This window comes from Pseudomonas sp. CAN1 (genome assembly GCF_030462585.1).
Lineage (GTDB): Bacteria > Pseudomonadota > Gammaproteobacteria > Pseudomonadales > Pseudomonadaceae > Pseudomonas.
Window position 1 is genome coordinate 1 of sequence record NZ_JASMRU010000010.1, and the last position, 25,012, is coordinate 25,012.

Here is a 25,012-nt window from a genome sequence, read left to right on the forward strand (position 1 = left end):
GTCCTTCAGGCCACTGTCGGAGTTGTTGTCCTTCAGGCCACTGTCGGAGTTGTTGGCGGCTTCGAGCTTGTAGGTGATCGAGCCCGCGCCATCGGCGCCGTACTGGCCATTGAACAGATCGGCAACCGAGTCGCTGGTGGCCGGAACGCCCAACTGGGTCTCGTCCACGGTCAGGTGCAGGCCTTCGGTGTTGCCCACGGAAATGCTCGGGCCGTCGTCGAGGAAGGTCAGCTTGCTGCCCAGGTCGAGGCTGGCACTCTGGTGGTCGCCATCGGCGTCGGTCACGGTGGCGGTCAGGCTGATCTTGCCTTCGCCCAGGCTCAACGGGTCGTTGGAGTCAGCAGCGTCCGGGTGCACCAGCGCACGCAGTTGGTCGAGGGTGATCTTGCCGTCCTCGCCCAGGGTCACGCGGAAGGCGACTGCGCCATCCGCACCGCCTACACGGCCTTCAACGCCATTGGCGGTGTTGAACAGGAAGATCTTGTCGCCAGTGGCGGTGTCCTTCACGCCGCTGTCGGTGTTGTCGGTGGTGGATACCTTGTAGGTGGTCGAACCGGCACCGTCGGCACCGTACTGGCTATTGAACAGATCGCCTGCGGCAACAGTGCTGGTGGCCGCCTGGCCGAGATTGGTCTCGTCCACGGTCAGGTGCAGGCCTTCGGTGTTGCCCACGGAAATACTCGGGCCGTCGTCGAGGAAGGTCAGCTTGCTGCCCAGGTCGAGGCTGGCGCTCTGGTGGTCGCCATCGGCGTCAGTCACGGTGGCGGTCAGGCTGATCTTGCCTTCGCCCAGGCTCAGCGGGTCGTTGGAGTCAGCGGAGTCCGGGTGAACCAGTGCACGGACCTGATCGAGGGTGATCTTGCCGTCGGCGCCCAGGGTCACGCGGAAGGCCACGGCACCGTCAGCGCCGCCCACACGACCTTCGACACCATTGGCAGTGTTGAACAGGAAGATCTTGTCGCCGGTGGCGCTGTCTTTCACACCGCTGTCGGTGTTGTCGGTGGCGCTGATCTTGTAAGTGATCGAGCCGGCACCATCGGCGCCGTACTGCGAGTTGAACAGATCACCTGCCGCCACGCTGCTGGTGGCATCCTGGCCGAGGTTGGATTCGTCCACCGTCAGGTGCAGGCCTTCGGTATTGCCCACGGCGATGCTCGGGCCGTCGTCGGTGAAGCTCACGCGGCCGCCCAGGTCGAGGGAGCTGCTGGAGGTGACGCTGTCGCCGTCGCGGTCGGTGACCGTCAGGTTGCCCTGCAGCTGCACCAGGCCGGAGTCGAGGGCGATGGTCTGGCCGGCAAAACCGCTCTCGCTGCCCGGCAGAGGGTGATCGATGGCGCTGTACTGGGTCAGGGTGACGACCCCGGTGTTGCCGTTGACCGACAGCGAGAACACGGTGTTCTCGCCGGTAACCCCGGCGGCACTGGCGGAGGTGGAAGCGACGATGGTGCCGCCCACGCTGTACAGGTAAATAGCCGCGCCGCCGCTGGTCAGGCCCGAGTTGGCACCGTTGCCGGCGACCAGGTTGAGGTTGTAGCTCAGCTCGGTGCTGCCGGCGCCGTCGCCGCCGTAGTTGGCGGTCACCTTGAACGCCGCGCTGTAGTCGGCGGTGGAGGTGTCGAAGGCGGCGCCTGCGGTATTGGCGTCATGGGTCTGCAGCAACACGTCCACGCCGTTGTCGGCGGACAGACTGCCCTGCGGCGCATCGTCGACGATGCCCACGGTCAGGGTGCCGTTGGCCGGGGTGCCGTTGCCGTCGGTGATGGTGTAGGGGATATCGAAGCTCAGGGTGTCTTCCGAGCCTTTCACCGGGTGGTCCACCGGCTGCAGCAGTGTGACCTCGAAGGTGCCGGTGTTGATGTTGGTCAGGGTCACGGTGAAGACCGGCGTGCCGTTGGCGCTGCCGGTAAGCACATGGCCGTCGGGGCTGACGCTGTAGGTGATGGCGACGCCACCGGAGGTCAGGCTGGGCAGGCCGGCGGTGCCCCAGGTGAAGCTGCCGACACCATCGCTGCCAAAGTCATAGCCCAGGCTGCCGGAGAAGGTCGCGCCCTCGCCCGGACCATCAGGAATACCGCCGGACAGGCCGGCCTCGAATACGCTGGCGATGCCGGGGCCGTTGGGGCCGGCGCTCGGCTGGCCATCTGGCGGCGGCACTTCCGGCACCACGGCTTCGGCGCGCGGTTGCGGCACGCCGTCGAACTCGCGCAGGGGCAGCGGCCCGGAGCCGATCGGGCCGGTGGGGAAGCCGATGTTCGGATCGATATGGCCGCCGACCTCGGTCAGCAGCACGAAGGAGTGCCCACCACCGGGCTTGTTGTTGCCAGGGGCGCCCGCCTGCGGGCCGGCTGCGGTGGCTTCGGCTTGCTGGGTCGGGTCGGCGCCGGCGGCGATGGCGGCCTGCAAGGCCTTGACGTCGGTGACGTCCTTCTGCGACGGCGGTGCCGGCGGCTGTTGCTGGGCAACCGACTGGTCGCCCTGGTCCGCCTGGTGCGCAGCGGCGAGCATCTGCGAGGTCATCGGCAGCGAGCTGTCACGACCCAGCGTGATCTCGCCACCACCGGCGATCTTCACTGCCACCGCGCCGTTGGCGCCGGTGACCAGTTGCTCGCCGACAAATACCTTGTCTCCCTGCTCCAAAGGACGACGCGATCCATCGGCGGCTACTGCAAACACTTCGCCGATAACCTTGCTGACGACACCCATCAAAGTAGCCATGAGTCCTTCCTCCGCTCCACTGCCCCGCGGCCGAATCCATCGGCGCGCAAGTAACCGAATAAGGCCATGGCAGGCTTGTATCGGATGCTGCGAAGAAAGCTGCGAAGGGAGCAGAAAAGGACTGGTAGCGCTTGAGTATCAAAAAGCCAGCGACAATTTTCTGTCATGCTGGCTACGCTATTTCTTGTCCTTCTGCGGTGGTCCCCGCCCTAACTGCTACAAACCGTACCTGGCTTCGTGTGCAAGCGCCCTACCCAGCCCATACCCAGGAAATACGGGGCTTGCCGGCTTAAACAATGTGCTGCTTTTCACAGGCTTCATAAGATTTTTTCTGAATAACCCTTGTGAAAAATTCTTCTGAGGTTTTCGAAAAGTTGTTCTTAGCTCTGATGTTACAGGCGTGAAACGCTTGATAAGAGAAAAAAGCCAATAAATTGGCGACCAAAGAGCATCGAAGTACAGAACACCAGGAGCAAAGCCATGCGCAGTCGTAACGCGGCACTATGGAGCGGTGTATTTTTGGCGGTGTCGGGGACTCATGGGCAAGCCATGACGCTGACCGAAGCTATACAAAGCACGCTGCAATACCACCCGGAAATCAGTCAGAGCGTGAACAGCCGCCTGACCGCGGATGAAGAACTCAAGTTTGCCAGGGGAGGATATCTGCCAACCGTCGACCTCGTGGCCGGTTACGGCCGGGAGAACACCGACAGCCCGACGACCCGCGCGTCAGGCAACCACAACGACGAAACCCTGACCCGTGGCGACGCGGAAATCCGTCTGCGGCAGATGCTGTTCGACGGCTTCGGCACGCCCAACGAGGTCAAGCGCAACGAAGCCAACGTCAACTCCAAGGCCTTCCGTATCCTCGGCACCTCGGAGACCGCTGCCCTGCGTACCGTCGAGGTCTACCTCGAAGTGCTCAAACGCCGCGAGATGGTGACCCTGGCGAAGAACAACCTGCAGGCCCACGAACGCATCGGTGACCAGATTCGCCTGCGCAGCGAGCGCGGTGTTGGCAGCACTGCCGACAACGATCAGGCCATCGCTCGTCTGGCCCTGGCGCAGAACAACCTCTACACCGAGGAAGTGAACCTGGCCGACGCCGAGGCGAACTTCTACAGCGCCACCGGCAAGATGCCCGACCAGCTGGAGATGCCCTCCACGGTCAAGGCCGAAGTACCCGCCGACCTGCTGGCCGCGCGCCAGGACATGCTCAACGACAACCCGCTGCTGAAATCGGCCCAGGCCGACGTCAACGCCGCCGAGTCGCAGTACGAGGCCGCCAAGGCGCCCTTCTACCCGCGCTTCGACGCCGAGCTGGCCAAGGCTGCCAACAACAACGTCGACGGTGACGAAGGCCACTACAACAGCTGGGAAGCCCAGGTCGTGATGCGCTACAACCTGTTCAACGGGATGCGCGACAAGGCCCACCTGAACGCCACCTCGCACCAGATCAACGAGGCCCAGGACGTGCGCAACAACGCACTGCGCCTGCTCAACGAGAACCTCTCGCTGGCCTGGGACGCGATGGAAAACTCGCGCAAGCAGACCCAGCCGGCCCGCGAGTACGCCGACTACACCCGCAAGGTTCGCGAGGCCTACCAGCAGCAGTTCACCCTCGGCCAGCGCACCCTGCTCGACCTGCTGGACAGCGAGAACGAACTGTTCACCGCCAACCGCCGCTACACCGAAGTCCGCTACACCGAGGAGTACTCGATGTACCGCGTGCTCGGCAGCATGGGCTCGCTGCTGCGCACCCAGCACGTAGTCGCGCCGCACGAATCGGTGGCGCTCTCGGATGTGAAGAACGAGGCACGCCTGCCTGACCTGAAATAAGAAAGTCGCTCGCGGCCCCACCCTGCCCCGCGCCTCACGGCGCCGGGGCGATGGCCGTGAAGCGATACGACAGGGCACGGAAAATCCAGCGTCCGGCGCAGACCGGCGAGCACCTGCGGGTGCTCGCCAGCGACGACTGGCGCGGAGCGTCCCGGCCCGGGAGGAAGTAGCGTGACCATGATCATCCAGGAGCGCGGCGCACCCGCGCCGGGCGATCCGCGCCTGAGCCATGACGATCCCCTGCTCGACGGCCTGCTGATCCTCTGCCGCCTGCACGGCTGCGCGGTCAGCCGCAACAGCCTGGCGGCCGGTCTGCCGCTGCCCGACCAGCGCCTCTCCGCCAGCCTGCTGCCGCGCGCCGCGGCCCGCGCCGGGTTGCAGGGGCGGCTGCTGCGGCGCGAGCTGAAGAGTATCTCCAGCCTCAACCTGCCCGTCCTGCTGCTGCTCAACGACGGCCGCAGCGCCGTGCTGCGCCAGTGGCGCGACGACGGCCAGGCGCTGATCCTGCCCTGCGAGACCGACGGCGGTGAGCAGGCGGTCAGCGCCGACGAACTGGCCGCCCAGTACAGCGGCCAGGCCCTGTTCGCCCGCCCGCGCCACGAACTGGAGGCCGCGCGCAAACCGCTGGTGCCAAGGGTCGAGGCGTGGTTCCGCGATACCCTCAAGCTGTCGCGCTGGCTCTACACCGACGCCCTGGTCGCCAGCCTGCTGATCAACCTGCTGGGCATGCTGGTGCCGCTGTTCGTCATGCAGACCTACGACCGCGTGGTGCCCAACCAGGCCCTGTCGACCCTCTGGGTCCTGTCCGCCGGCCTGCTGCTGGGAACCCTGTTCGAGCTGCTGCTGCGGGTGCTGCGCTCCAACCTGCTGGACATGGCCGGCAAGAAGACCGACGTGGTGCTCTCCGCCACCCTGTTCGAACGCATCACCGGCATGTCGCTCAAGGCCAAGCCGGAAACCGTCGGCGGCTTCGCCCAGAGCATCCATGACTTCCAGGGCCTGCGCGAATTCCTCACCGCCCTGACCCTGACCAGCCTGATCGACCTGCCCTTCTCGATCCTCATGATCCTGGTCATCGGCCTGCTCGGCGGCTGGCTGGTGGCGGTGCCGCTGCTGGCCTTCCCGATCACCATCGTGTTCGCCCTGATCATCCAGAGCCGCCTGCGCGACACCGTGCAGAAAAGCCTGACCCTGGGTGCCGAGCGCCAGGCCCTGCTGATCGAAACCCTCGGCGGCCTGGAAACCCTCAAGGCCTGCGGCGCCGAGAGCGAGCGCCAGTACCGCTGGGAAGCCACCCACGGCGCCCTCGCGCGGCTGGATAACCACGCGCGCTTCCTCTCCGCGCTGGCCACCAACGGCACCCTGTTCCTCCAGCAGTTCGCCGGCCTTGCGATGATCTGCGCCGGGGTCTACAGCATCCTCGACGGCAACCTCAGCGTCGGCGCCCTGGTCGCCAGCTACATGCTCAACAGCCGCGTGCTCGCCCCGCTCGGGCAGATCGCCGGGCTGATCACCCGCTACCAGCAGGCGCGCCTGACCATGAAGAGCACCGACGCGCTGATGGAACTGCCGCAGGAGCGCCAGGCCCGCCAGCGCCCGCTGGAGCGCACCCAGCTGCACGGCGCGCTGGAAGTTCGCCAGCTGAGCTTCAGCTACCCGGAGCAGACCACCCCGGCGCTCAACCACATCAGCCTGCGCCTGAACCCCGGCGAGAAGATCGGCGTGATCGGCAAGAGCGGCTCCGGCAAGAGCACCTTCGGCCGCCTGCTGATGGGCTTCTACCACCCCGAGGAAGGGCAGATCCTGGTGGACGGCCTCGACCTGCGGCAGATCGACGTTTCCGACCTGCGCCAGCAGATCGGCTACGTCGCCCATGACCTGCCGCTGCTGGCCGGCAGCCTGCGCGACAACCTGACCCTCGGCGCGCGCTACGTCAGCGATGCGCGGATGCTCGAAGTGGCCGAACTGACCGGCGTCAGCGAACTGGCCCGGCAGCACCCGGCCGGCTTCGACCGCCCGGTGGGCGAGCGCGGCCAACTGCTCTCCGGCGGCCAGCGCCAGGCCGTGCTGATGGCCCGCGCGCTGCTGCTCGACCCGCCGATCCTGCTGCTGGACGAACCCACCAGCGCCATGGACAACAGCAGCGAGGAGATCCTCCGCAAGCGCCTGCACGAGGCCTGCCGCGACAAGACCCTGCTGCTGGTCACCCACCGCACCTCGATGCTCAGCCTGGTCGACCGCCTGCTGGTGCTCGACAACGGCCGCATCGTCGCCGACGGCCCGAAAGACGCGGTCATCGAAGCATTGCGCAAGGGCCACGTCGGCCCGGCAGCGGGGTAATCGCCATGCAGTTCTCCCAATCGATCCGTGGCTACATCGGCGGCAACGGCGCCCGCGACACCGACTTCATGCCCGAGGTGCAGGGCACCCTGCTGGAAGACTCGCCCAACACCACCCGCATCACCCTCTGGGCGGCGCTGGCGCTGATCGTGGTCGCCGTCACCTGGGCCTACTTCGCCGACATCGAGGAAGTCACCAAGGGCGAAGGCAAGGCCATCCCCTCCTCCAAGGTGCAGACCATCCAGAACCTGGAGGGCGGCATCGTCTCGGAAATCTTCGTCCGCGAAGGCCAGGTGGTGGAGAAGAACCAGCCACTGCTGCGCCTGGACGACACCCGATTCACCTCCAACAAGGGCGAGACCGAAGCCGACCGCAACTCCCTGGAAGCCCGCGTCGAACGCCTGAGCGCAGAGGCCGAAGGGCGCGACCCGGTGTTCACCGCCGACCTGAAGAAAGCCGCGCCGCAGGTGGTCGAAGACCAGCTGGCGCTCTACCAGACTCGCATGCAGCGGCAGAACAGCGAGCTGAGCATCCTCCAGGAACAGCTGCGGCAGAAAGGCCAGGAGCTGCAGGAATTCCGCGCCAAGGTCCAGCAGTACCGCTCCAGCCTCGGGCTGGTGCAGCAGGAGATCAACATGTCCGAGCCGCTGGTGAAGGCCGGCGCGGTATCCCCGGTGGAACTGCTGCGCCTGCGCCGCAGCGCGGTGGAAATCAACGGCGACCTCAACGCCACCAACCTCGCCATCCCCCGCGCCGAGGCGGCGGTGAACGAGATCCAGCGCAAGGTCGAGGAATCCAAGCTGGGCTTTCGTAGCGACGCGCTGAAGGAGCTCAACGACGTCCGCACCGACCTCAACAAGCTCACCGCCACCAGCCGTGCCATCGACGACAAGGTCAACCGCACCCTGGTGGTCGCGCCGTTGCGCGGCATCGTCAAGCAACTCAAGGTCAACACCATCGGCGGCGTCGTGCAGCCGGGCAGCGACATGGTGGAAATCGTCCCGCTGGAAGACAACCTGCTGGTGGAAGCCCGTGTGCGTCCGCAGGACATCGCTTTCCTCCACCCCGGGCAAAGCGCCACCGTGAAGTTCACCGCCTACGACTACACCATCTACGGCGGGCTCAAGGCCAAACTGGAAATGATCAGCGCCGACACCATCACCGACGACAAAGGCAACAGCTTCTACCTGATCCAGGTGCGCACCGACAAGAACCACCTGGGCACCGACGCCAAGCCCCTGCTGATCATCCCCGGCATGGTGGCGACGGTGGATATCATCACCGGCGAGAAGAGCGTGCTGGATTACATTCTCAAGCCGGTGTTGAAGGCTCGGTGGGAGGCGCTGCGGGAGCGGTGAGTGCTTCGCCCAGCTCCGGCGCTCGGGCTCTTTCCCTCTCCCCAGCCCTCTCCCTGAAGGGAGAGGGAGCCGTCCGAGCCAGCTTCAAGTCCTGTGCTCGCCGAGGACAAAGACCTCCGGCGAACTCCATGCCCGGATCTCGCTCCGAACAGTCCCCTCTCCCTTCAGGGAAAGGGTTAGGGAGAGGGGCTCTTCAGCTCTTGAGCCCCCGGCACACTCACTCTACCTCCCCTCGCCAATGCGCCCCCGGCCCCTCCTCCGCCAACCGATCCCCCGGATTGCGCAGCGGGCACGCCTCCATCGACAGGCAACCGCAGCCGATGCAGCCATCGAGCTGATCGCGCAGCAGCAGCAACTTCTCGATCCGCTCGTTCAGATCATCCCGCCAGCGCGCCGACAATCGCGCCCAGTCCGCCGCCGTCGGGTTGTGCCCGCTGGGCAATGAGCCCAGCGCCTCGGCGATCTCCCCCAGGGGAATGCCAACCCGTTGCGCCACCTTGATCACCGCCACCCGGCGCAGCGTGTCGCGGGAATAGCGGCGCTGGTTGCCGGCATTGCGCGAACTGGCGATCAGCCCCTTGGCTTCGTAGAAATGCAGCGCGGAAACCGCCACGCCAGAACGCTTGGCCAGTTCGCCAACGCTCAGCTCGCGGTGCATGGAACAGGAGGAGGAATTCTTCATGACGGGCTCTTGACCTCAACTTAAGTTGAGGTTTTACCCTCGCCAGGCATTCGGTTCAAGACAGGGAGCCCCGCCAAATGACTCAACCCGCCCCGATCACCGCCCAGGCCTGCGTGGACAATCCGCACTTCGTGCTGCAGATCGAAATCGACGTGACGCCGCAGCAGCGCCCGCACATCGCCGCGCGCCTCGGCGATTACCTGACGCACCTGCAGGAACTGTTCTACCGGCGCCCCGGCTACCTCGCCAGCGAGCTGCACGCCGATGGCGAGCCACAACGCCTGGTCGGCCGCCTGCACTGGCGACGCAAGGAAGACTGGGAAGCCGCCTGGGACTGCCGCAGCACCGCCAGCGACCTGTTCGCCGACAGCCTGCTCAGGCTCGGCGCACGCAGCATCCGCTTCGGCAGCGGCGAGACGGAACGCAGTGTGTAGGGCGTACAACCGTTCGCGGTTGTACGCCGTCTTGGCACCTGCAGTAGCAACTGCCTTTCCCTGCGTAATTCCTTTTTTGCGCTTCCCCTCACCCAACCCTCTCCCCAAGGGAGAGGGGGCAAAGTGTGCCGGCTGACGCTATCGCTTCATCCTGCACCGAACGGTCCCCTCTCCCTCGGGGAGAGGGTTAGGGTGAGGGCTTGGCCAAGCGCTGAAACATCAAGCAGGAGTGGGCCATGCCCGCTATCGCGCCCATGGGGCGCTCCTATAGCGGAGCAGCGTAATCAACCCGCCGGCAGGCTCATATGCAGCAACGGGAAGGGCCGGCCTTCGCCATCAAGGGGCGAACGCCCGGTCTGCACGAAGCCATAGTGCAGATAGAACCCCACCGCCTGAGGATTCTGTTCATTGACGTCGACACTCAGCGTACCGCGCAGCTTCCGCGCGAAATCCAGCAGCGCGCGGCCAAGGCCTCGGCCACGGCATTGCGGATCGATGAAGAGCATCTCCACATGGGCGTCGTTGAGCCCAATGAAGCCCAGCGGGCGATCCTCGTCGTCCACCGCCACCCAGACCTCGACGGCAGGCAGGTAGAGGTCGCGGACCTGGGGCAGCAGCGCGTCGATGTCCGACGCCTGGAGGAAGTGGTGGGTCGCGCGCACGGCGCCCAGCCAGATATCGAGCAGCCGCGGATTGTCCGCAGCGATGCGTTGGCGAATGAGCATGAATGCATCCTGATTCAGCAGATCACAAAGGGATAGCGCGCCACGCAGGGTGACGGCCGTTGGAGCGTCGGCAGCATGAATGCCCGCTTCGCGAATCAACGCCTGGGCGGAACACGGCAGAGGCAGCCGGAAAGAGAGGGAGGTTGATCCTACCCAGCCCTTCCCGGCCGGTAAAGCCCTAGCCGACCAACCAGTGCCAGCCGTCCTCCGCGCACTCCAGCCGCGCCTCCAGCTGCAGCCGGGCAAGAAATGCATCGTCGTGGGACACCACCAGCAGCGCGCCACGGTACTGCCGCAGCAGCTCCTCCAGCGCCTCGCGGGAAGGCAGGTCGAGGTGGTTGTCCGGCTCGTCCAGCAGTAGCAACTGCGCCGGCTGCGCGGCGTAGAGTTCGCAGGCCAGCGCCGCCTTCAGCCGCTCGCCGCCGCTGAGCAGCGCGCTGGGCAGTTCGACCCGAGCCGCCGGCAAACCCAGCTGCGCCAGGCGCGTGCGCAGCACCGATTGCTCCTCCACAGGGTTGCGCTCCTGCAGCAATTCCAGCACCGAAAGCTCCGGTAGCAACCCCGCCAGGTGCTGGTCCAGATAAGCGCTGCGCACCTGCACCTCGCACGCTCCAGCCGCCGGGCTCAGCTCCCCCGCAATCACCTTGAGCAGCGTCGACTTGCCGCTGCCATTGCGCCCGCTGATCGCCACGCGGCGCGGCCCACTCAGATGCAGATCGAGTGGCGCAGCGTTGCCGAACGGCAGGCGCAATGCTTCCAGCAACAACACGGCGCGCTGCTCGGGCAAGGCACAAGCGAGCGCATTCAGGTGGATCGGCGGATCGTCGCGTAGCTGCGCAAATGCCTCCTGCACTCCGCGTGACAGCTGCTCACGACGTTCGCCATGCTGCGTGGCCAGGCGCGCGAGGCTGGTCTGGCTGCGCTCCTTCTGCCGGTCGACCAGAATCTTCGCCTGGTTGGCCGTCTTCGCCTCCTTGCGCCCCTTCGCCTGTCGGTGCTCCTGGCGTTCGCGCTGTTCCTGCATGGCGTGCTGCTGGCGGTCACGCTCCAGCTTGCGTCGCTGCAATTCGCGCTGGGCGTTGTCCTGCTCCTGCTGGCGCATCTCGCGGTAGAAGGCGTAGCCGCCGGCATAACTGCGCAGGCCGGCGGAAGACAACTCGACAACACGCTGCATGTCGTCCAGCAGCAGGCGATCGTGGCTGATCAGGATCAGCCCGCCGCGCCAGCGCTGCAATTGCTCGCGCAGGGCTTCGCGGCCGGTGCGGTCGAGGTGGTTGCTGGGTTCGTCGAGAACCAGCCAGTTCGCCTCGCTGAGCCAGGCGCCGAGCAGCGCCACCCGCGTGCATTCACCGCCGCTCAGCCGCGCAGCAGGCGTATCCGGCGTCAGATGGCCAAGACCGCTGGCGCTCAGTTCGGCCTCCAGGCGCGCACGCAGGTCCCAGCGCCCATCGAGCAGTTCGAAGTCTGCGGGATCGACACCACCCGCCTCGACTCGCGCCAGCGCATCCAGCAATGGCTGCACGCCGGCCAGCTCGGCCACGCTGCGAAATGCCTGCGGCTCGATGCGCTGCGGCAGGTAATGCACCCGCCCCGAGCTCTGCACACGCCCAGCGCCAAGTTGCAACTCGCCGGCAATGATCCGCGCCAGCACAGATTTTCCCGCGCCATTACGCCCGACCAGCGCGGTGCGGCGGTCATCGAAGGTTTCGTTGAGGTCGCTCAGCAGCGGTTCGCCGCTGGGCAAATGGAACGAGACGCCTTGCAGCGCCAGGGTGAACGGGCTCGTCATGCGCACTACCAGATTGATGCCGGAAATCCCCCGGAACAGACCAGGGAAGGAAACGGGCCGTGAAACCACGGCGGCATCAATTGCGCATCGGACGAACACCTCGCGAAGGGGAATGAGCGGCGCAGTATAACCGCAGCCGCGCAACGAACGCGGCCATCCGGCAGAAACTGCTGCGGCGAGCGAGCTTCCCAGCCCCGCCCGGAACAGGTGACACTGCCCGCTCACACCGCACAAGGAGTCACCACGACATGGAATGCTTCACCCATCCCGGCGCCAGCGCCGTTGCCCTGTGCCGGGGTTGCGGCAAGGGCATCTGCCGCAGCTGCGCACTCCCGGTCAGCCGCGGGCTGGTCTGCTCGGAAGACTGCCGCACCTTCAGCGAAGCCCTGCACCAGGTGCAGGTCGCGACCATCCGCAGCAACGGCATGATCTCCTCCGCGCGCCTGGTGCAACCGTTGCTGGCGCTCATCCTCATCGTCGGCGGCTGGTACGCCCAGCACACGGTGCCGCGAGAGGTCCAGTTCATGGGCTGGATCCTGCTGCTGATGGGCTGCGCGGTGGGCCTGTCGGCGCTGCTCACCCAGCTCAAGCGCCTGCGCACGAAAGTCTGAGACTCGGCTCGATGCTCCCTTCCCTCCCTGAGCTGTTCCACGAAGAACCCATTCAGTGGGGCCTGCGCGGCGATCCCTACCTCTGGCAGGAAATGGCCGAGCACCTCGCCCACACCCCCTGGCCCACCAGCGAAGCCGCGCTGACCCAGCTGCTCAGGCAGCTGTTCGAACAACTGGCCGGCATCTCCCTGGACAATCCCCAACCCGTGCACCTGCCACGCCACGCTCACGGCGGTATGTCCAGCGGGATGGTCAGCAGCGCCTTCTGGCGCGAACGGGCAATTCCGCTGCTGGTGGAGCGTTATCGCGCAGCTTGTGCATCGGCATGAGCTCGGCGCAGAAGACTTGCAATCTCCTGCGCCCGAATCGAAACCGCTGCGGTCGTCCATAGCCTTGTAGGAGCGAGCTTGCTCGCGAACCACCCAGCGCCAGCGCCTCCGGAAATATGTTCGCGAGCAAGCTCGCTCCTACGAAAAGCAGTTCCGGCTCAAGCCAAGCGCAGATATCCACAGGATGAATTCGAAGTAGGATGGCGTGGAGCGCAGCGATACCCATCAACTCCGTGCGCGGACAGCATGGGTATCGCTGCGCTCCACCCATCCTACAAATGCACTCCTCCGGACACGAAAACGCCGCTCGAAAGAGCGGCGTTTTCATTGGCGCACCCAAGGTCAGAACAGGTGGGTGAACAGCCAGTACAGCGATGCCGAGAGCACGATGGCCGCCGGCAGGGTCAGCACCCAGGCCATCAGCAGGTTGCGGATGGTGCGCATCTGCAGGCCCGAGCCGTTGGCGGCCATGGTGCCCGCGACGCCGGAGGACAGCACGTGAGTCGTCGACACCGGTAGCCCGTACATGTCCGCCGCGCCGATGGTCATCATCGCCACCAGCTCCGCCGAGGCGCCCTGGGCGTAGGTCAGGTGGGTCTTGCCGATCTTCTCGCCGACGGTGACGACGATGCGCTTCCAGCCGACCATGGTGCCCAGGCCGAGGGCGATGGCCACGGCGATCTTCACCCACAGCGGGATGAAGCGCGTGGCTTCGTCGATCTTGCCCTTGAAGGCGGTCAGCTTGGCGGTGGTGTCGGCGTCGAAATTGCCGACCTTGCCCTTGTCCATCAGGCGGATCGCCTCGCTGGTCAGGTACATGTCGTTACGCACGTTGGCCATGGCCTCGGCCGGTACGCGGGCCAGGCTGCCGTAGCCCTTCACTTCGTCACCGATGGCGCCGGTCAGGGCGGCGACCGAGGGAATCAGTTCCGGCTTGGCGACCTGGGTGCGCACGTATTCGGTGAGCACCGCGCGCGGGTCCGCCGGAGCCGGCTGCGGTGCAGCGCGGACCAGCGCCTGCTGGGTGACTTCGGCAACGGCGACGAACTGGGTGGTCTGGTCCGCCGGCATGGTGCGGTTGAGCGCATAGGCCATCGGCAGCGTGCCAACGAGAATCAGCATGATCAGGCCCATGCCCTTCTGCCCGTCGTTGGAGCCATGGGCGAAGGACACGCCGGTGCAGGTGAGGATCAGCAGACCGCGAATCCACCAGGGCGGCGGTGCCTTGCTCTTGGGCGCCTTGTACAGCGCGCGGTTCTTCACCAGCAGGCGCAGTGCCAACAGCAGGAGCGCGGCACAGACGAAGCCGATCAGCGGCGAGAGCAGCAGCGAGTAGCCGATCTTTGTGGCCTGGCCCCAGTCCACGCCGCTGGTGCCGTCGCGGCCGTGCATCAGCGCGTTGGCCACGCCGACGCCGATGATCGAGCCGATCAGGGTATGCGAGGACGACGCCGGCAGGCCCAGCCACCAGGTGCCGAGGTTCCACAGGATGGCGGCGATCAGCAGGGCGAAGACCATGGCGAAGCCGGACGAGGAGCCGACCTGCAGGATCAGCTCCACCGGCAGCAGGGCGATGATGCCGAACGCCACCGCGCCGCTGGAGAGCAGCACGCCGAGGAAGTTGAAGCAGCCCGACCAGACCACCGCGAAGTGCGGCGGCAGCGAGTGCGTGTAGATGACGGTGGCCACCGCGTTGGCGGTGTCGTGGAAGCCATTGACGAACTCGAAGCCCAGGGCGATGAACAGCGCGACCCCCAGCAACAGGAACGGCGTCCAGGTGGTAACGGCGGTGGCCACTTCGCCAACGTCATGCATCAGGCTCCAGGCCGAGAACAGCAGGCCGATGGCGAGCACGGCGAAGAAGATAAAGGCGGTAATGCGGCCGGGCTTGTGTTCCAGATGGGGCCGTTCATCGGCGACGGAAAGGTCGCCGGCGGCCAGGGTATCGGTGGTCATGCTGGGAGTCCGCTGGGTGGGGTGTCCCGGTCATGATCGGCGGGGAGTGTTACAAGTTGTGTCTCCACGAGTTTCAGCGTTGCACGAAGGCTGGCTGTGCGTAGGAGCGGACTCCGTCCGCGATCGGGTCCGCTTCGCGCCTGAGGCCATCGCGGACGGAGTCCACTCCTACGCGGTATGCAAAACCTCAGTAAACCTCAGGCACCACGATCTGCTGCGGCGTCGGCGTGCGCGAATAGTCCTCGTGTCGCTGGCGCTGCGGCAGGACCACCGCCGGGTGCTCCACGTCCTCGTAGGGAATGAGGTTGAGCAGGTGGCTGATGCAGTTGAGCCGCGCGCGCTTCTTGTCGTCGGCCTGCACCACCCACCAGGGCGCCTCGGGGATATGGGTGCGGTCGAGCATGATTTCCTTGGCCTTGGTGTACGCCTCCCAGCGGCGGCGTGACTCCAGGTCCATCGGGCTGAGCTTCCACTGCTTGAGCGGGTCATGGATGCGGCTCAAGAAGCGCAGGTGCTGCTCGTCGTCGGAGATGGAGAACCAGTACTTGATCAGCTGGATGCCCGAGCGCGCCAGCATGCGTTCGAACTCCGGGACGCTGCGGAAGAACTCCTCGTACTGGTCATCCGAGCAGAAACCCATCACCCGCTCGACGCCGGCGCGGTTGTACCAGCTGCGGTCGAACAGGACGATCTCCCCCGCCGCCGGCAGGTGCGAGACGTAACGCTGGAAGTACCACTGGGTCTGCTCGCGGTCGTTCGGCGCGGGCAGCGCGGCGACCCGGCAGACGCGCGGATTCAGGCGCTGGGTGATGCGCTTGATCACCCCGCCCTTGCCCGCGGCGTCACGACCCTCGAAGAGGATCACCACCTTGTGGCCGGTCTTCACCACCCAGCTCTGCAATTTCACCAACTCGCCCTGCAGGCGGAACAACTCGCTGAAGTAGCGACGACGGGCGAGCTTCTCCTCGTCGACATCGGCGTGCTCGTCGAACAGCTCGTCGAGGTTGCGCACATCCTCCAGCAGCTCAAGCTCCAGCTCTTCGTCGCTGTGGTCGAGCAGTTCGCGGTGGATGCGGCGGATCACGGATTCATTGGTCAGGGGCATGGCAACGGCCTTCACGCAGGGACTTTGCCGCCAGACTAGGGCGGGACGGTGTCAGGCTGGTGACAGTGATTGCCACAGGAGATTTCCCGGAGCATTGCGATCTGCTGCTTCCGCATCGCGTCGTAGCACCTGGCAACAACGAAGCACGCAGTAGGATGGCGTGGAGCGCAGCGATACCCGTCGGGTCCGGCGCACCGGCAGCATGGGTATCGCAAGCTCCACCCATCCTACGAAGAGGGATTCCTGCGACAGCGGCAGAGTGTGGTTCGCGAGCAAGCTCGCTCCTACGAAGAGCAAGTGCGCTGCACACCACTGGCTCTGGCTATGAACGATTTCCAGAGAAACGCCCGAGCACTCCGAATGGCCCCTTTCAGGAGGCCTCGTTGAATCGGAGTTTCAGGGGTTGAGCGACATGGATGTCGCGAGAGCCGCGATGGGCCAGGGATGGCCCTTCGCGGCGTGCCCCTGAAACTTCGATTCAACGAGGGTATTTTTCGCCTAGGCGAAAAACCGGATGGAGGGGCAAGACCTTTGCCTACTTTGCGTCGTTTGGCAAAGTAGGTCGCCCGAGGGGGCGAAACAAGAAGTCCGCGCGCACGCCGGTGCGGCGCAGAATCACCCAATCAGAAGCAAGGGCATCGCGAAAGCCCGACGGACAAGCCCCGCTCAATAATCATCCCGCTTACGAAACGCCCAACGCCCCACCAGCCCGGTAAAGCTCGCCACCAGCACCACCAGAATCCAGAACCCCTCCGGATCGTTGGAGAACGGAATCCCACCGACGTTCATGCCGAAGAAGCCGGCGATGATGTTGATCGGCAGCGCCAGCACCGTGACCACGGTGAGGGCGAACAGCGTGCGGTTGCTCTGTTCATTGATCTTCGCCGCGATCTCTTCCTGCAGCAGCTTGATGCGCTCACCCAGCGCGGTGAGGTCGTTGATCACCAGGGAGAATTCCTCGGTGGCCTCGCGCAGCACGCGCACGTCGTCCTCGGTCAGCCACACCGGCGGGCGGTTGAGCAGGCGCATCAGCGAACCCGGTTCCAACGCCAGCAGGCGTTGCAGGCGTACCAGCACACGGCGCATGCCGCCGAGGTCGGCGCGGCTGGCGGAGAGGCGCGAGGACAGCAGCTGGTCCTCGATGCGGTCGACGCTGATGCTGGTCTCGCGGACGATATGGGTGAGGATTTCGCCCTGATCGCGCAGCAGGTGGATCAGCAGCTCCAGCGGTGAGTTGAAGCGCTCGCCGTGCTTCACCGAGGAGCGCAGCGTGTCCACCGAACGCAGTGGCTGCGCGCGGGCGGTGATCAGCAGACGGCCGCGGGCGCAGACCCAGAGGGTGGCGACGTCCGAGGACATGCGGCTGCTGAAGTCGAACACCACGTCGTTGACCACCGCGAGCAGCGCACCATCCACATGCTCGATGCGGGTGGAGCGCGAGCCTTCGCGCAGGGTCTCGAAGAAGTAGTCGGGCAGTTCCAGGTGCGACTTCATCCAGCGCTCGCAGGCCGCGTGCGCCAGGTTCAGGTGCAGCCAGAGGAATTCGTCCTTCGCGCGCGGCTCCTGCAGGCGCTGCAGGGCGGTCGGTGAATCGATTTCCAGGCCGGGTTGGCCGGGGCGAAAGCTGAAGCCATAAAGCAGGCCGAACAGGTCGGAATCCTGATGGTTCTGGACGATGCTGTGGTTCATGGGACTCCGTGCACGCAGGTGGGATGTGCGTGTAGGAGCGAGCTTGCTGGCGAACCCGCACGGCACGGACTGTTCGCGAGCAAGCTCGCTCCTACGAAGAGCAGATTGCGCCCGCCCCTTGGTGTTACCAGACACCCATGAAAGTCAGATGACAGCCACGTTTCAACCGAACAGGGCCGCGACAGTGCGCTCGCCCAGCGCCGGGCCGATGCTCATGCCCACACCGGTGTGCATCAGCACGGCGGTGATGCCGTCGGCGGCCTGCAACACCGAGAACGGACCCGGCCCGCGCGAGCCGTAGACGCCCTGCCAGCGCTCGACCACTTCCACGCGCATGCCCAGGGTGTCCTCGGCCAGCTGCAGCATCAGCCGGTCGACGAACTCGGCGTTGAACGGCGCGGCGTCGCTGCCGTAATGGTGGGAGTCACCGATGATCAGCTCGCCATGGGGCGTCGGGCTGACCAGCAGGTGGATGCCCTGCTCTTCCAGCTCCGGCGTCTCGCGGCGGATCTGCTCGCGCACCGCCTCGGCCTCGGGCAGGTCGGAGAAGGCGCCGTAATGCACGCAGCTCAGACCGGTGAGGATCGAATGGGCGAGGCCGAAGTCGACCTGCGGACGGGCACGCAGCATCTGCAGGCGGCAAACCTGCGGCTCAAGCGGTGCGATGACCTCGGCCAGCAGCGTCTGGTAGTCGTGGCCGGAGCAGACGATCACCTGCCCGGCGGTGAAGGTGCCTGCCGTGGTGCGCAGCACGCCGGTGTCGACGTCACGCACCAGGGTGGAGAAGTGGAACTGCACGTCGTGCTCGCGGCGCAGGTAGTCGATCAGGCTTGACAGCGCCTCGCGGGAATACAGTTGCTGGTCGTCGAAGCCCAGCAGTGCCGCGCGGTGGTGGCGGAAGTGGCCCTGGTAGAGATCGATCAGTTCGCTACCGCGCAGCAGGCCGACGCGGTAGTCCAGCTCTTTGGCGCGGCCGGCGCAGAAGGCCTCCAGCAGGTGCTCTTCGGCTTCGGTGCGGGCGAACAGCAGCGAGCCATTGCGCCGCAACGAGAACCCGGCGCGTTCCGCCCATTGCGCCCAGATCGGCCGGCTGGCACGGGCCAGGTCCGACATCACGCCCGGCGGCTGGCCGGTGACCAGCGCTTGGCCGAAGTTGCGCACCGAGGCGCCCAGGGGCGTGGCGGTACGCTCGAAGACGCGCACGGACAGGCCGCGGCGGGCGGCGGCGTAGGCGTGGGAAAGGCCGAGGATGCCGGCGCCGACGATGGCGACGTCGCAGTGGGTCTGGGTCATGGGTCTGGTTCCTTGCACGCAGAAGAGCCCCTCTCCCTAGCCCTCTCCCTGAAGGGAGAGGGAACCCTCCTCTGCCGAGAAGAATTCAGTGTTAATCCTGCTACTTCAGTGCATCGCGTGGATGCCAATGTCAGTCCGAGGCAGCCTCCAGTGGAGCGGGTACGCCTTCAGCCCCTGCACCATACTGCCCTCCTGGGCTTCAGGACTGCACCCACCTTGAACCAACACACCGGACAGCCCCCTCTCCCTTCAGGGAGAGGGTTGGGGAGAGGGAGCCGCCAGTGCCGAACCTCAGTCGAACCTTACTTCTGCGCGACCTTTTCCGATTTGCCGTCGTAGCGCTTGCGCCACTCGGCGAGGATCTCGTCGCGGTTCTTCGAGGCCCAGGCGAAGTCGTTCTTGATCAGGCGCTGTTCGTAGTCGGCCGGCAGTTCGGTCTGCGGCTTGGCGATGCCCGGCTGGGCCAGCACGGCGAAGTTTTCCTTGTACAGCTCCATGGCTTTCGGGCTGGCGGAGAAGTCGGCGAGTTTCTTCGCCGCGGCTTCATGCTGGGTGCCCTTGACGATGCCGGTGGCTTCGATTTCCCAGCCCAGGCCTTCCTTCGGCAGGACGATGTCCAGCGGCGCGCCCTGGCGCTTGAGCTGCACGGCCGGGTACTCGAAGGAGATGCCGATCGGGAACTCGCCGGCGGCGGCCAGCTTGCACGGCTTGGAACCGGAGTGGACGTACTGGCCGATGTTCTCGTGCAGCGCATCCATGTAGGCCCAGCCCTGCTTCTCGCCGAAGGTCTGCAGCCAGGCGGAGACGTCGAGGAAGCCGGTGCCCGAGGAAGCCGGGTTCGGCATGACGATCTTGCCCTTGTATTCCGGCTTGGTCAGGTCCTGCCAGCTCACCGGCTTCTCCAGGCCCAGCTTCTCGGCCTCGACGGTGTTGAAGCAGATGGTGGCGGCCCAGACGTCCATGCCAACCCACGCCGGCGGGTTGGCCGGGTCGCGGTAGTTCTTGCCGATGGCGTCCAGGTGCTTGGGCGCGTACTTCTCCAGCATGCCCTGCTGGTCGAGGATGGCCAGGCTGGAAGCCGCCAGGCCCCAGACGGCGTCGGCCTGCGGGCGATCCTTCTCGGCCAGCAGCTTGGCGGTGACGATGCCGGTGGAGTCGCGCACCCACTTGATCTTGATGTCCGGGTTCTCGGCTTCGAAGGCCTGCTTGTAGGCGGTCAGCTGTTCCGGTTCCAGAGCGGTGTAGACGGTCAGCTCGGTGTCGGCGGCGTGGACCTGTGCAGCGAAACCGGCAACCACGGCGGCGGCGAGGGCAAGACGTTTGAACATGTGGAGCTCCTTGGCAGTGTTGGTCTCCCGCTCGGGGCGGGTTTGTCAGGGGTAGAGCCCGGCGCAGGAGTGCCGGGCGACAGCGTCCAGCGGTGTTACGGGTTCGCGCCCGTCCTCCAGGCCTGCGAGCGGCGCAGCAGGCCGCGCGAGGCGCCGGCCAGCAGCAGCGACACGGCCGCGGAAGTGAGCAGGATCAGGGTCGACATGGCAGCAGCGCCGCCGACGTTGCCGGAGTCGTCCATGTTCAGCACGGCGACAGCGGCGAGGATGGTGTCCGGGTTGTAGAGGAAGATCGCCGCCGACACCGTGGTCATCGCCGAGACGAACAGGTAGCGGGTGATGTCCAGCAGCGCCGGCAGGCAGATCGGTACGGTGACGCGCAGGTAGTGGCGCCACAGCGGCATCTTCAGCGACAGCGCGGCGGCCTCGAACTCGCCGTCGAGTTGGCGCAGCGCGGCGGTGGCGGTCATCTGCGCGGTGGTCAGGTAGTGGGCGATGGTGCACACCACCAGCAGCGCCATGCTGCCGTAGAACACATGCAGCGGGTTACCCGGCAGGTTGAAGAAGAACACGTAGCCCAGACCCAGCACGAGGCCCGGCACGGCCATCGGCACGAAGCACAGCATGCGCAGCAGTTGGCTCAGCCAGCGCTGCTCGCGGGTCTTCTCGATCAGGTAGGCGCCGGTGAAGATCAGCGCGCTGCCGATGATCGCGGTGCACGCAGCCATGGTCAGGCTGTTGCGGTAGGCCAGCCAGCCGCCGCCGGCGGTGGTGTTGAAGTCGTAGTGGTTCAGCGACAGCGACAGGTTGTACGGCCAGAACTTCACCAGCGAGGAGTACACGGCCATGCCCAGCACGCCCAGCAACACCGCGCTGATCAGTACGACGATGGTGAGGAAGGCAGCGTCGCGGCGACGCGACGGCTTGGGATGGTAGACCTGCGCGCGGCCGCTCATGGCGTCGCCCTGGCGGCGGCGCAGCCAGGTGTCGACGGCGAAGCTGAGCAGCGCCGGCAGCAGCAGGATCATGCCGATCTGCGCGCCCCGTCCGAATTGCTGCTGGCCGACCACCGCCTTGTAGGCTTCCAGCGCCAGCACCTGATAGTCGCCGCCCACCACGACCGGCACGCCGAAGTCGGTGATGGTCAGGGTGAACACCAGGCAGAAGGCGGCAAACACGCCCTGCCGCGAGGCCGGCCAGGTGATGCTGCGGAAGGCCTTCCAGGGCCCGGCGCCCATGCTGGAGGCGGCATCGAACAGGCGCGCATCGGCCAGCGACAGCGCCGACAGCAGGATCATCAGCGCGTGGGGGAAGGTGTAGATAGCCTCGCCGAGGACAATGCCCCAGAAGCCATAGATGTTGTCCGGCAGCAGGTGGCGCAGCAGGCCCTGGTTGCCGAACAGGTAGATCAGCGCGATGCCCGGCAGCATCGACGGCGCCAGCAGCGGCAGCAGGGAAATCCCGCGCCACAGGCCCTTGGCCGGGATCAGCGTGCGTTGCAGCGCGTAGGCGAACAGGTAGGCCGCCGGCACGACGATGCACGCCACGCTGACCGAGACCTTCAGGCTGTTGCCCAGCAGCCAGTGGAAGTTGTCGCTGCGCAGCAGCTCGCCCATGGCCGCCAGGCCACCGCCCTGCCCTGCTTCGCCGCTGAAGCCACGCCAGAAGATGGCCAGCAGCGGCATCAGCACCGCGAGGGTGAGCAGGAGCAGCAGCAGGTACTTGCCGCCGCGGACGAACAGGCGATCACCCAGATCGCCGCGAATCTTGCCGGCAGTGAATGCCGGGCTGTGCTTCACCACGGCTTCCATCTCAGGCGAACACCTGCAGGCTGCGGGGCGGCAGCGACACCCAGATGTCCGGGGTGCCCAGGCGTGGCATGTCTTCGGGCGCCAGCTCGGCGAGCAGCGCGTGACCCGGCAGTTGCTCCAGCTCGAAGCTCATGCGGCAGCGGTTGCCGAGGAAGGTGATCTCGCGGATCTGCGCGCGGAACAGGTTCTCCTGGTGCACGGCGGGGTTCACGCTGATCGCCTCCGGGCGGCAGAACAACCGGCCCGAGGCGCTCGGCGCCTGGCTGTGCAGGCGCAGGTTGAGGCTGCCGACGCGGGCATGGCCATCGCTGCCGCGCTCGAACGGCAGCCAGTTGCCCTGGCCGACGAACTCGGCGACGAAGGGCGTGCTCGGGCTGCTGTAGATCTCCTGGGCGGTGCCGTACTGCTCGATGCGCCCGTGGTTCATCACCGCGATGCGGTCGGCCATCAGCATGGCCTCGTCCTGGTTGTGGGTGACCATCACGGTGGTGATGCCCAGGCTCTTCTGCAGCTGGCGCAGCTCGCCGCACAGGTGTTCGCGAACGCGAGCGTCGAGCGCCGACATCGGCTCGTCGAGCAGCAGCAGCGACGGGCTCGGCGCCAGCGCGCGGGCCATGGCGACGCGCTGCTGCTGGCCGCCGGAAAGCTGGCCGGGGTACTTCTTCTCGCTGCCGGTGAGGCCGACCAGTTCGAGCATCTCGGCGACGCGGCGACGCGCGTCGTCCTTGGATGCATTCTTTGTGGTGCGGCTCAGGCCGTAGGAGATGTTCTGCTCGACCGTGAGGTTGGGGAACAGCGCGTAGGACTGGAACAGGATGCCGTAGTCCCGCGCCTGCGGTGGCAGGTTCGACACATCGCGCTGGCCCAGGTGCAAGGTGCCTTCGTCCTGCTGCTCCAGCCCGGCGATGCAGCGCAGCAGGGTGGTCTTGCCACAACCGGAGGGGCCGAGCAGGCAGACCAGCTCACCGGCCTTGACGTCCAGCGACACGCCGTCGAGGGCGACGAACTGGCCGAAGCGCTTGCGGATGTGGCGCACGCTGAGCGGCGTGCCGGCGACGGTGGGATGCATGGCGGTACCTCGTTTTCTTGTGGTCCACGCCGCGTGAGCCGTGGCGTGAAGGAACGAGGTCCATGCTAGGGACGGATTGCGACGGCACTATTGCTAAAGGGCCAAGTGCGCCGATAGATCCATAGGCAGATTTTGGTATGGGGGCGAAAAAATTTTGGAAGTGGCGGTGTAGAGCGGTCAGACGTAGGGCGCATAACCCGGAACGGGTTATCCGCCGCGGCCTCGACGGCGGATAACGCTGGCGCGTTATGCGCCCTACGAGCTGCCACCTTGCCCGGCACCCTGCCGTCCTTGCCGGTGAACACTTTGTAGGATGGCGTGGAGCGCAGCGATACCCATGCTGACGGCGCCCGGGAATTGATGGGTATCGCTTCGCTCCACGCCATCCTACGGTCGTGCTTCGCCGTGATTTCGGTGGGGATGGGGACTCCGATCGCGAGCAAGCTCGCTCCTACGAAGAGCCACTCCGCGCCGCTCTGGCTCTGGCTCTGGCTCTGGCTCTGGCTCTGGCTCTGGCTCTGGCTCCGCAAGGCTTCCAGAGAACGATCCGCACACTCCGACCGCCCCGTTCAGGAGGCCTCGTTGAAGCGGAGTTTCAGGGGTTGAGCGGCATGAATGCCGCGAGAGCCGCGATGGGCCAGGGATGGCCCTTCGCGGCGTGCCCCTGAAACTTCGCTTCAACGAGGGTATTTTTCGCCTAAGCGAAAAACCGGATGTCCGGGGCAAGACTTTTTGGTTCCTTTTGTGGCGTTTGACAAAAGGGACTCGCCCGAGGGGGCGAAACACAAAGTCCGCGCACACGCCGAAGCGACGCGGAAACACACAAGTCAAAGCAGCAATACAGAATCAACACAGAAGCCAAGGCAAGCGTCGGCCCTGCCGACGGATCGCGGGCAGGGCCCGCTCCTACAGGGGAAGTTCGGTGTTGGGCGGTTCGCGAGCAAGCTCGCTCCTACAGAGAGCGATCTCTACGCCTGCGCCAACGCCAGAAACGCACTCGGCAACCGCGCCTGCCGCCGATCCTTCAGGCAATACAGGTACTCGTCGATCAGGCTCGCGCCCTTGATCTCCAGCACGCACAACTGCGGATTATCCGGCACCTCCTGGCGGGCAATGATGCTCACCCCGAGGTTGCGGATCACCGCCTCGCGGATCGACTCACGGCTGCCGATCTCCAGCATCGAGGCCGGCACCACGCCGGCCTGCTGCAGCATCGTCTCGGTCAGCTGGCGGGTGGTGGAGCCCGCCTCGCGCATCAGCAGGCAGTGCTGGCGCAGATCAGCGAGGTTGACCGAATGCAGCGCCGCCAGCGGGTGGCTGCGGTGTACCGCCAGCACCAGCGGATCGCTGCCCAGCACCACGCGGGTCAGGCGCGCGTCGTCCACCTGCTGCGAGGACGCGGCCAGGTCGACCCGGCATTCGATCAGCGACTCGAGCACCTGCTGGGAGTTGCCGATCTCCACCGACACCTCGATCTGCGGGAAGCGCTCGCGGAAGGTCTTGATCAGCCCGAGCACGTAATAAGGAGAGGTGGCACCAATACGCAGCGCGCCCTGCATCTGCCCGCAGTTGCGCAGGTAGAACTCGATGTCGGCTTCCTGCTGCAGCAGCGCCTCGACCATCGGCAGCAGGCGCGTGCCCTCGTCGCTCAGGGTCAGGCGGCGGCCGCCGCGATAGAACAGCTCCACCGCGTACTGGCTTTCCAGGTTGCGTATCTGGGTGGTGACGGTCGGCTGGCTGAGGCCGAGCTTCTTCGCCGCCTGAGTGATGCTGCCGAGTTTTGCAACTCGATAAAACGCTTTCAGTTCTGCACTGAGCATTTGCGTGACCGGCCTCTCGAAAAATCTGCCAATACTTTTTCTGTACGCTGCCGGAAATTCGGCGCCAGCCCGCTGACGACGGGGCCTGCAGCGAAGCGACGAAACCCGAAAAAAGGTCA

General features: G+C 65.9%; 18 protein-coding genes. 6 read left to right on the forward strand and 12 right to left on the reverse strand.

Going from position 1 to position 25,012, the window contains the following annotated elements; translation table 11 throughout:
- Positions 1 to 2,715, reverse strand: a 2,715-nt coding sequence (locus tag QO207_RS15425; RefSeq protein WP_301533246.1) for a retention module-containing protein, incomplete at its 3' end; no start/stop codon positions are given.
- Between the two features lie 480 nt (positions 2,716 to 3,195).
- Between QO207_RS15425 and QO207_RS15430 the strand changes: the two genes are divergently transcribed.
- The 3 genes from QO207_RS15430 (at position 3,196) to QO207_RS15440 (ending at position 8,252) form a co-directional block, all read left to right on the forward strand.
- Complete coding sequence (locus tag QO207_RS15430) at positions 3,196 to 4,554, forward strand: TolC family outer membrane protein (protein ID WP_301533247.1); 1,359 nt, start codon at positions 3,196 to 3,198, stop codon at positions 4,552 to 4,554.
- Between the two features lie 177 nt (positions 4,555 to 4,731).
- Entirely contained in the window at positions 4,732 to 6,894 is a 2,163-nt protein-coding gene (locus QO207_RS15435) for a type I secretion system permease/ATPase (RefSeq protein WP_301533374.1), read from the forward strand.
- Between the two features lie 5 nt (positions 6,895 to 6,899).
- Positions 6,900 to 8,252, forward strand: a complete 1,353-nt coding sequence (locus tag QO207_RS15440; RefSeq protein WP_301533248.1) for an HlyD family type I secretion periplasmic adaptor subunit — start codon at positions 6,900 to 6,902, stop codon at positions 8,250 to 8,252.
- A gap of 217 nt (positions 8,253 to 8,469) precedes the next feature.
- On the opposite strand, the gene soxR is transcribed toward QO207_RS15440, so the two are convergent.
- The gene (gene soxR / locus QO207_RS15445) at positions 8,470 to 8,934 is read right to left on the reverse strand and encodes a redox-sensitive transcriptional activator SoxR (protein WP_301533249.1); all 465 of its coding nucleotides are present in this window, start codon (positions 8,932 to 8,934) and stop codon (positions 8,470 to 8,472) included.
- A gap of 77 nt (positions 8,935 to 9,011) precedes the next feature.
- Between soxR and QO207_RS15450 the strand changes: the two genes are divergently transcribed.
- The gene (locus QO207_RS15450) at positions 9,012 to 9,368 is read left to right on the forward strand and encodes an antibiotic biosynthesis monooxygenase (RefSeq protein ID WP_301533250.1); all 357 of its coding nucleotides are present in this window, start codon (positions 9,012 to 9,014) and stop codon (positions 9,366 to 9,368) included.
- A 284-nt stretch (positions 9,369 to 9,652) separates the two neighbouring features.
- On the opposite strand, the gene QO207_RS15455 is transcribed toward QO207_RS15450, so the two are convergent.
- Together QO207_RS15455 and QO207_RS15460 are read right to left on the reverse strand one after the other, a co-directional pair.
- Entirely contained in the window at positions 9,653 to 10,093 is a 441-nt protein-coding gene (locus QO207_RS15455) for an acetyltransferase (protein ID WP_301533251.1), read from the reverse strand.
- Between the two features lie 178 nt (positions 10,094 to 10,271).
- Entirely contained in the window at positions 10,272 to 11,882 is a 1,611-nt protein-coding gene (locus QO207_RS15460) for an ABC-F family ATP-binding cassette domain-containing protein (protein WP_301533252.1), read from the reverse strand.
- A 248-nt stretch (positions 11,883 to 12,130) separates the two neighbouring features.
- On the opposite strand from QO207_RS15460, the gene QO207_RS15465 reads away from it, so the two are divergent.
- Positions 12,131 to 12,493, forward strand: a complete 363-nt coding sequence (locus QO207_RS15465) for a hypothetical protein (RefSeq protein ID WP_301533253.1) — start codon at positions 12,131 to 12,133, stop codon at positions 12,491 to 12,493.
- Between the two features lie 11 nt (positions 12,494 to 12,504).
- The gene (locus tag QO207_RS15470) at positions 12,505 to 12,822 is read left to right on the forward strand and encodes a hypothetical protein (protein ID WP_301533254.1); all 318 of its coding nucleotides are present in this window, start codon (positions 12,505 to 12,507) and stop codon (positions 12,820 to 12,822) included.
- A 342-nt stretch (positions 12,823 to 13,164) separates the two neighbouring features.
- Here the strand turns inward: QO207_RS15470 and QO207_RS15475 are convergent, their stop codons facing one another.
- From QO207_RS15475 to QO207_RS15510, 8 genes are all read right to left on the reverse strand, one after another.
- The gene (locus QO207_RS15475) at positions 13,165 to 14,778 is read right to left on the reverse strand and encodes an inorganic phosphate transporter (protein WP_301533255.1); all 1,614 of its coding nucleotides are present in this window, start codon (positions 14,776 to 14,778) and stop codon (positions 13,165 to 13,167) included.
- A 187-nt stretch (positions 14,779 to 14,965) separates the two neighbouring features.
- Positions 14,966 to 15,883 carry a polyphosphate kinase 2 gene (gene ppk2, locus QO207_RS15480; RefSeq protein ID WP_301533256.1) on the reverse strand — a complete coding sequence of 306 codons (918 nt, stop codon included), beginning with the start codon at positions 15,881 to 15,883 and terminating at the stop codon, positions 14,966 to 14,968.
- 666 nt (positions 15,884 to 16,549) lie between these two features.
- Positions 16,550 to 17,572, reverse strand: a complete 1,023-nt coding sequence (locus QO207_RS15485; protein WP_301533257.1) for a transporter — start codon at positions 17,570 to 17,572, stop codon at positions 16,550 to 16,552.
- 162 nt (positions 17,573 to 17,734) lie between these two features.
- Complete coding sequence (locus QO207_RS15490) at positions 17,735 to 18,865, reverse strand: TIGR03364 family FAD-dependent oxidoreductase (RefSeq protein ID WP_301533258.1); 1,131 nt, start codon at positions 18,863 to 18,865, stop codon at positions 17,735 to 17,737.
- Positions 18,866 to 19,167: 302 nt separating this feature from the next.
- A complete protein-coding gene (locus QO207_RS15495; RefSeq protein WP_037012373.1) occupies positions 19,168 to 20,193 on the reverse strand; it encodes a putative 2-aminoethylphosphonate ABC transporter substrate-binding protein in 1,026 nt (341 codons plus the stop codon).
- Between the two features lie 95 nt (positions 20,194 to 20,288).
- Positions 20,289 to 22,004: a putative 2-aminoethylphosphonate ABC transporter permease subunit gene (locus QO207_RS15500; RefSeq protein ID WP_301533259.1), complete on the reverse strand. Its 1,716-nt coding sequence runs from the start codon at positions 22,002 to 22,004 to the stop codon at positions 20,289 to 20,291.
- A 1-nt stretch (position 22,005) separates the two neighbouring features.
- The gene (locus QO207_RS15505; protein WP_301533260.1) at positions 22,006 to 23,073 is read right to left on the reverse strand and encodes a putative 2-aminoethylphosphonate ABC transporter ATP-binding protein; all 1,068 of its coding nucleotides are present in this window, start codon (positions 23,071 to 23,073) and stop codon (positions 22,006 to 22,008) included.
- Between the two features lie 968 nt (positions 23,074 to 24,041).
- On the reverse strand, positions 24,042 to 24,893 hold the full coding sequence (locus tag QO207_RS15510) for a LysR family transcriptional regulator (RefSeq protein ID WP_301533261.1): 852 nt from the start codon (positions 24,891 to 24,893) through the stop codon (positions 24,042 to 24,044).
- Between the last annotated feature and the right edge of the window lie 119 nt (positions 24,894 to 25,012).

Excerpts from the sequence above, each read along its gene's own strand:
- QO207_RS15510 (WP_301533261.1), bottom strand. The coding sequence starts at position 24,893 with ATGCTCAGTGCAGAACTGAAAGCGTTTTATCGAGTTGCAAAACTCGGC.
- QO207_RS15470 (WP_301533254.1), top strand. The coding sequence starts at position 12,505 with ATGCTCCCTTCCCTCCCTGAGCTGTTCCACGAAGAACCCATTCAGTGG.
- QO207_RS15485 (WP_301533257.1), bottom strand. The coding sequence starts at position 17,572 with ATGAACCACAGCATCGTCCAGAACCATCAGGATTCCGACCTGTTCGGC.
- QO207_RS15495 (WP_037012373.1), bottom strand. The coding sequence starts at position 20,193 with ATGTTCAAACGTCTTGCCCTCGCCGCCGCCGTGGTTGCCGGTTTCGCT.
- QO207_RS15500 (WP_301533259.1), bottom strand. The coding sequence starts at position 22,004 with ATGGAAGCCGTGGTGAAGCACAGCCCGGCATTCACTGCCGGCAAGATT.
- QO207_RS15475 (WP_301533255.1), bottom strand. The coding sequence starts at position 14,778 with ATGACCACCGATACCCTGGCCGCCGGCGACCTTTCCGTCGCCGATGAA.
- soxR (WP_301533249.1), bottom strand. The coding sequence starts at position 8,934 with ATGAAGAATTCCTCCTCCTGTTCCATGCACCGCGAGCTGAGCGTTGGC.
- QO207_RS15465 (WP_301533253.1), top strand. The coding sequence starts at position 12,131 with ATGGAATGCTTCACCCATCCCGGCGCCAGCGCCGTTGCCCTGTGCCGG.
- QO207_RS15430 (WP_301533247.1), top strand. The coding sequence starts at position 3,196 with ATGCGCAGTCGTAACGCGGCACTATGGAGCGGTGTATTTTTGGCGGTG.
- QO207_RS15460 (WP_301533252.1), bottom strand. The coding sequence starts at position 11,882 with ATGACGAGCCCGTTCACCCTGGCGCTGCAAGGCGTCTCGTTCCATTTG.
- QO207_RS15455 (WP_301533251.1), bottom strand. The coding sequence starts at position 10,093 with ATGCTCATTCGCCAACGCATCGCTGCGGACAATCCGCGGCTGCTCGAT.
- QO207_RS15435 (WP_301533374.1), top strand. The coding sequence starts at position 4,732 with ATGATCATCCAGGAGCGCGGCGCACCCGCGCCGGGCGATCCGCGCCTG.
- QO207_RS15440 (WP_301533248.1), top strand. The coding sequence starts at position 6,900 with ATGCAGTTCTCCCAATCGATCCGTGGCTACATCGGCGGCAACGGCGCC.
- ppk2 (WP_301533256.1), bottom strand. The coding sequence starts at position 15,883 with ATGCCCCTGACCAATGAATCCGTGATCCGCCGCATCCACCGCGAACTG.
- QO207_RS15505 (WP_301533260.1), bottom strand. The coding sequence starts at position 23,073 with ATGCATCCCACCGTCGCCGGCACGCCGCTCAGCGTGCGCCACATCCGC.
- QO207_RS15450 (WP_301533250.1), top strand. The coding sequence starts at position 9,012 with ATGACTCAACCCGCCCCGATCACCGCCCAGGCCTGCGTGGACAATCCG.
- QO207_RS15490 (WP_301533258.1), bottom strand. The coding sequence starts at position 18,865 with ATGACCCAGACCCACTGCGACGTCGCCATCGTCGGCGCCGGCATCCTC.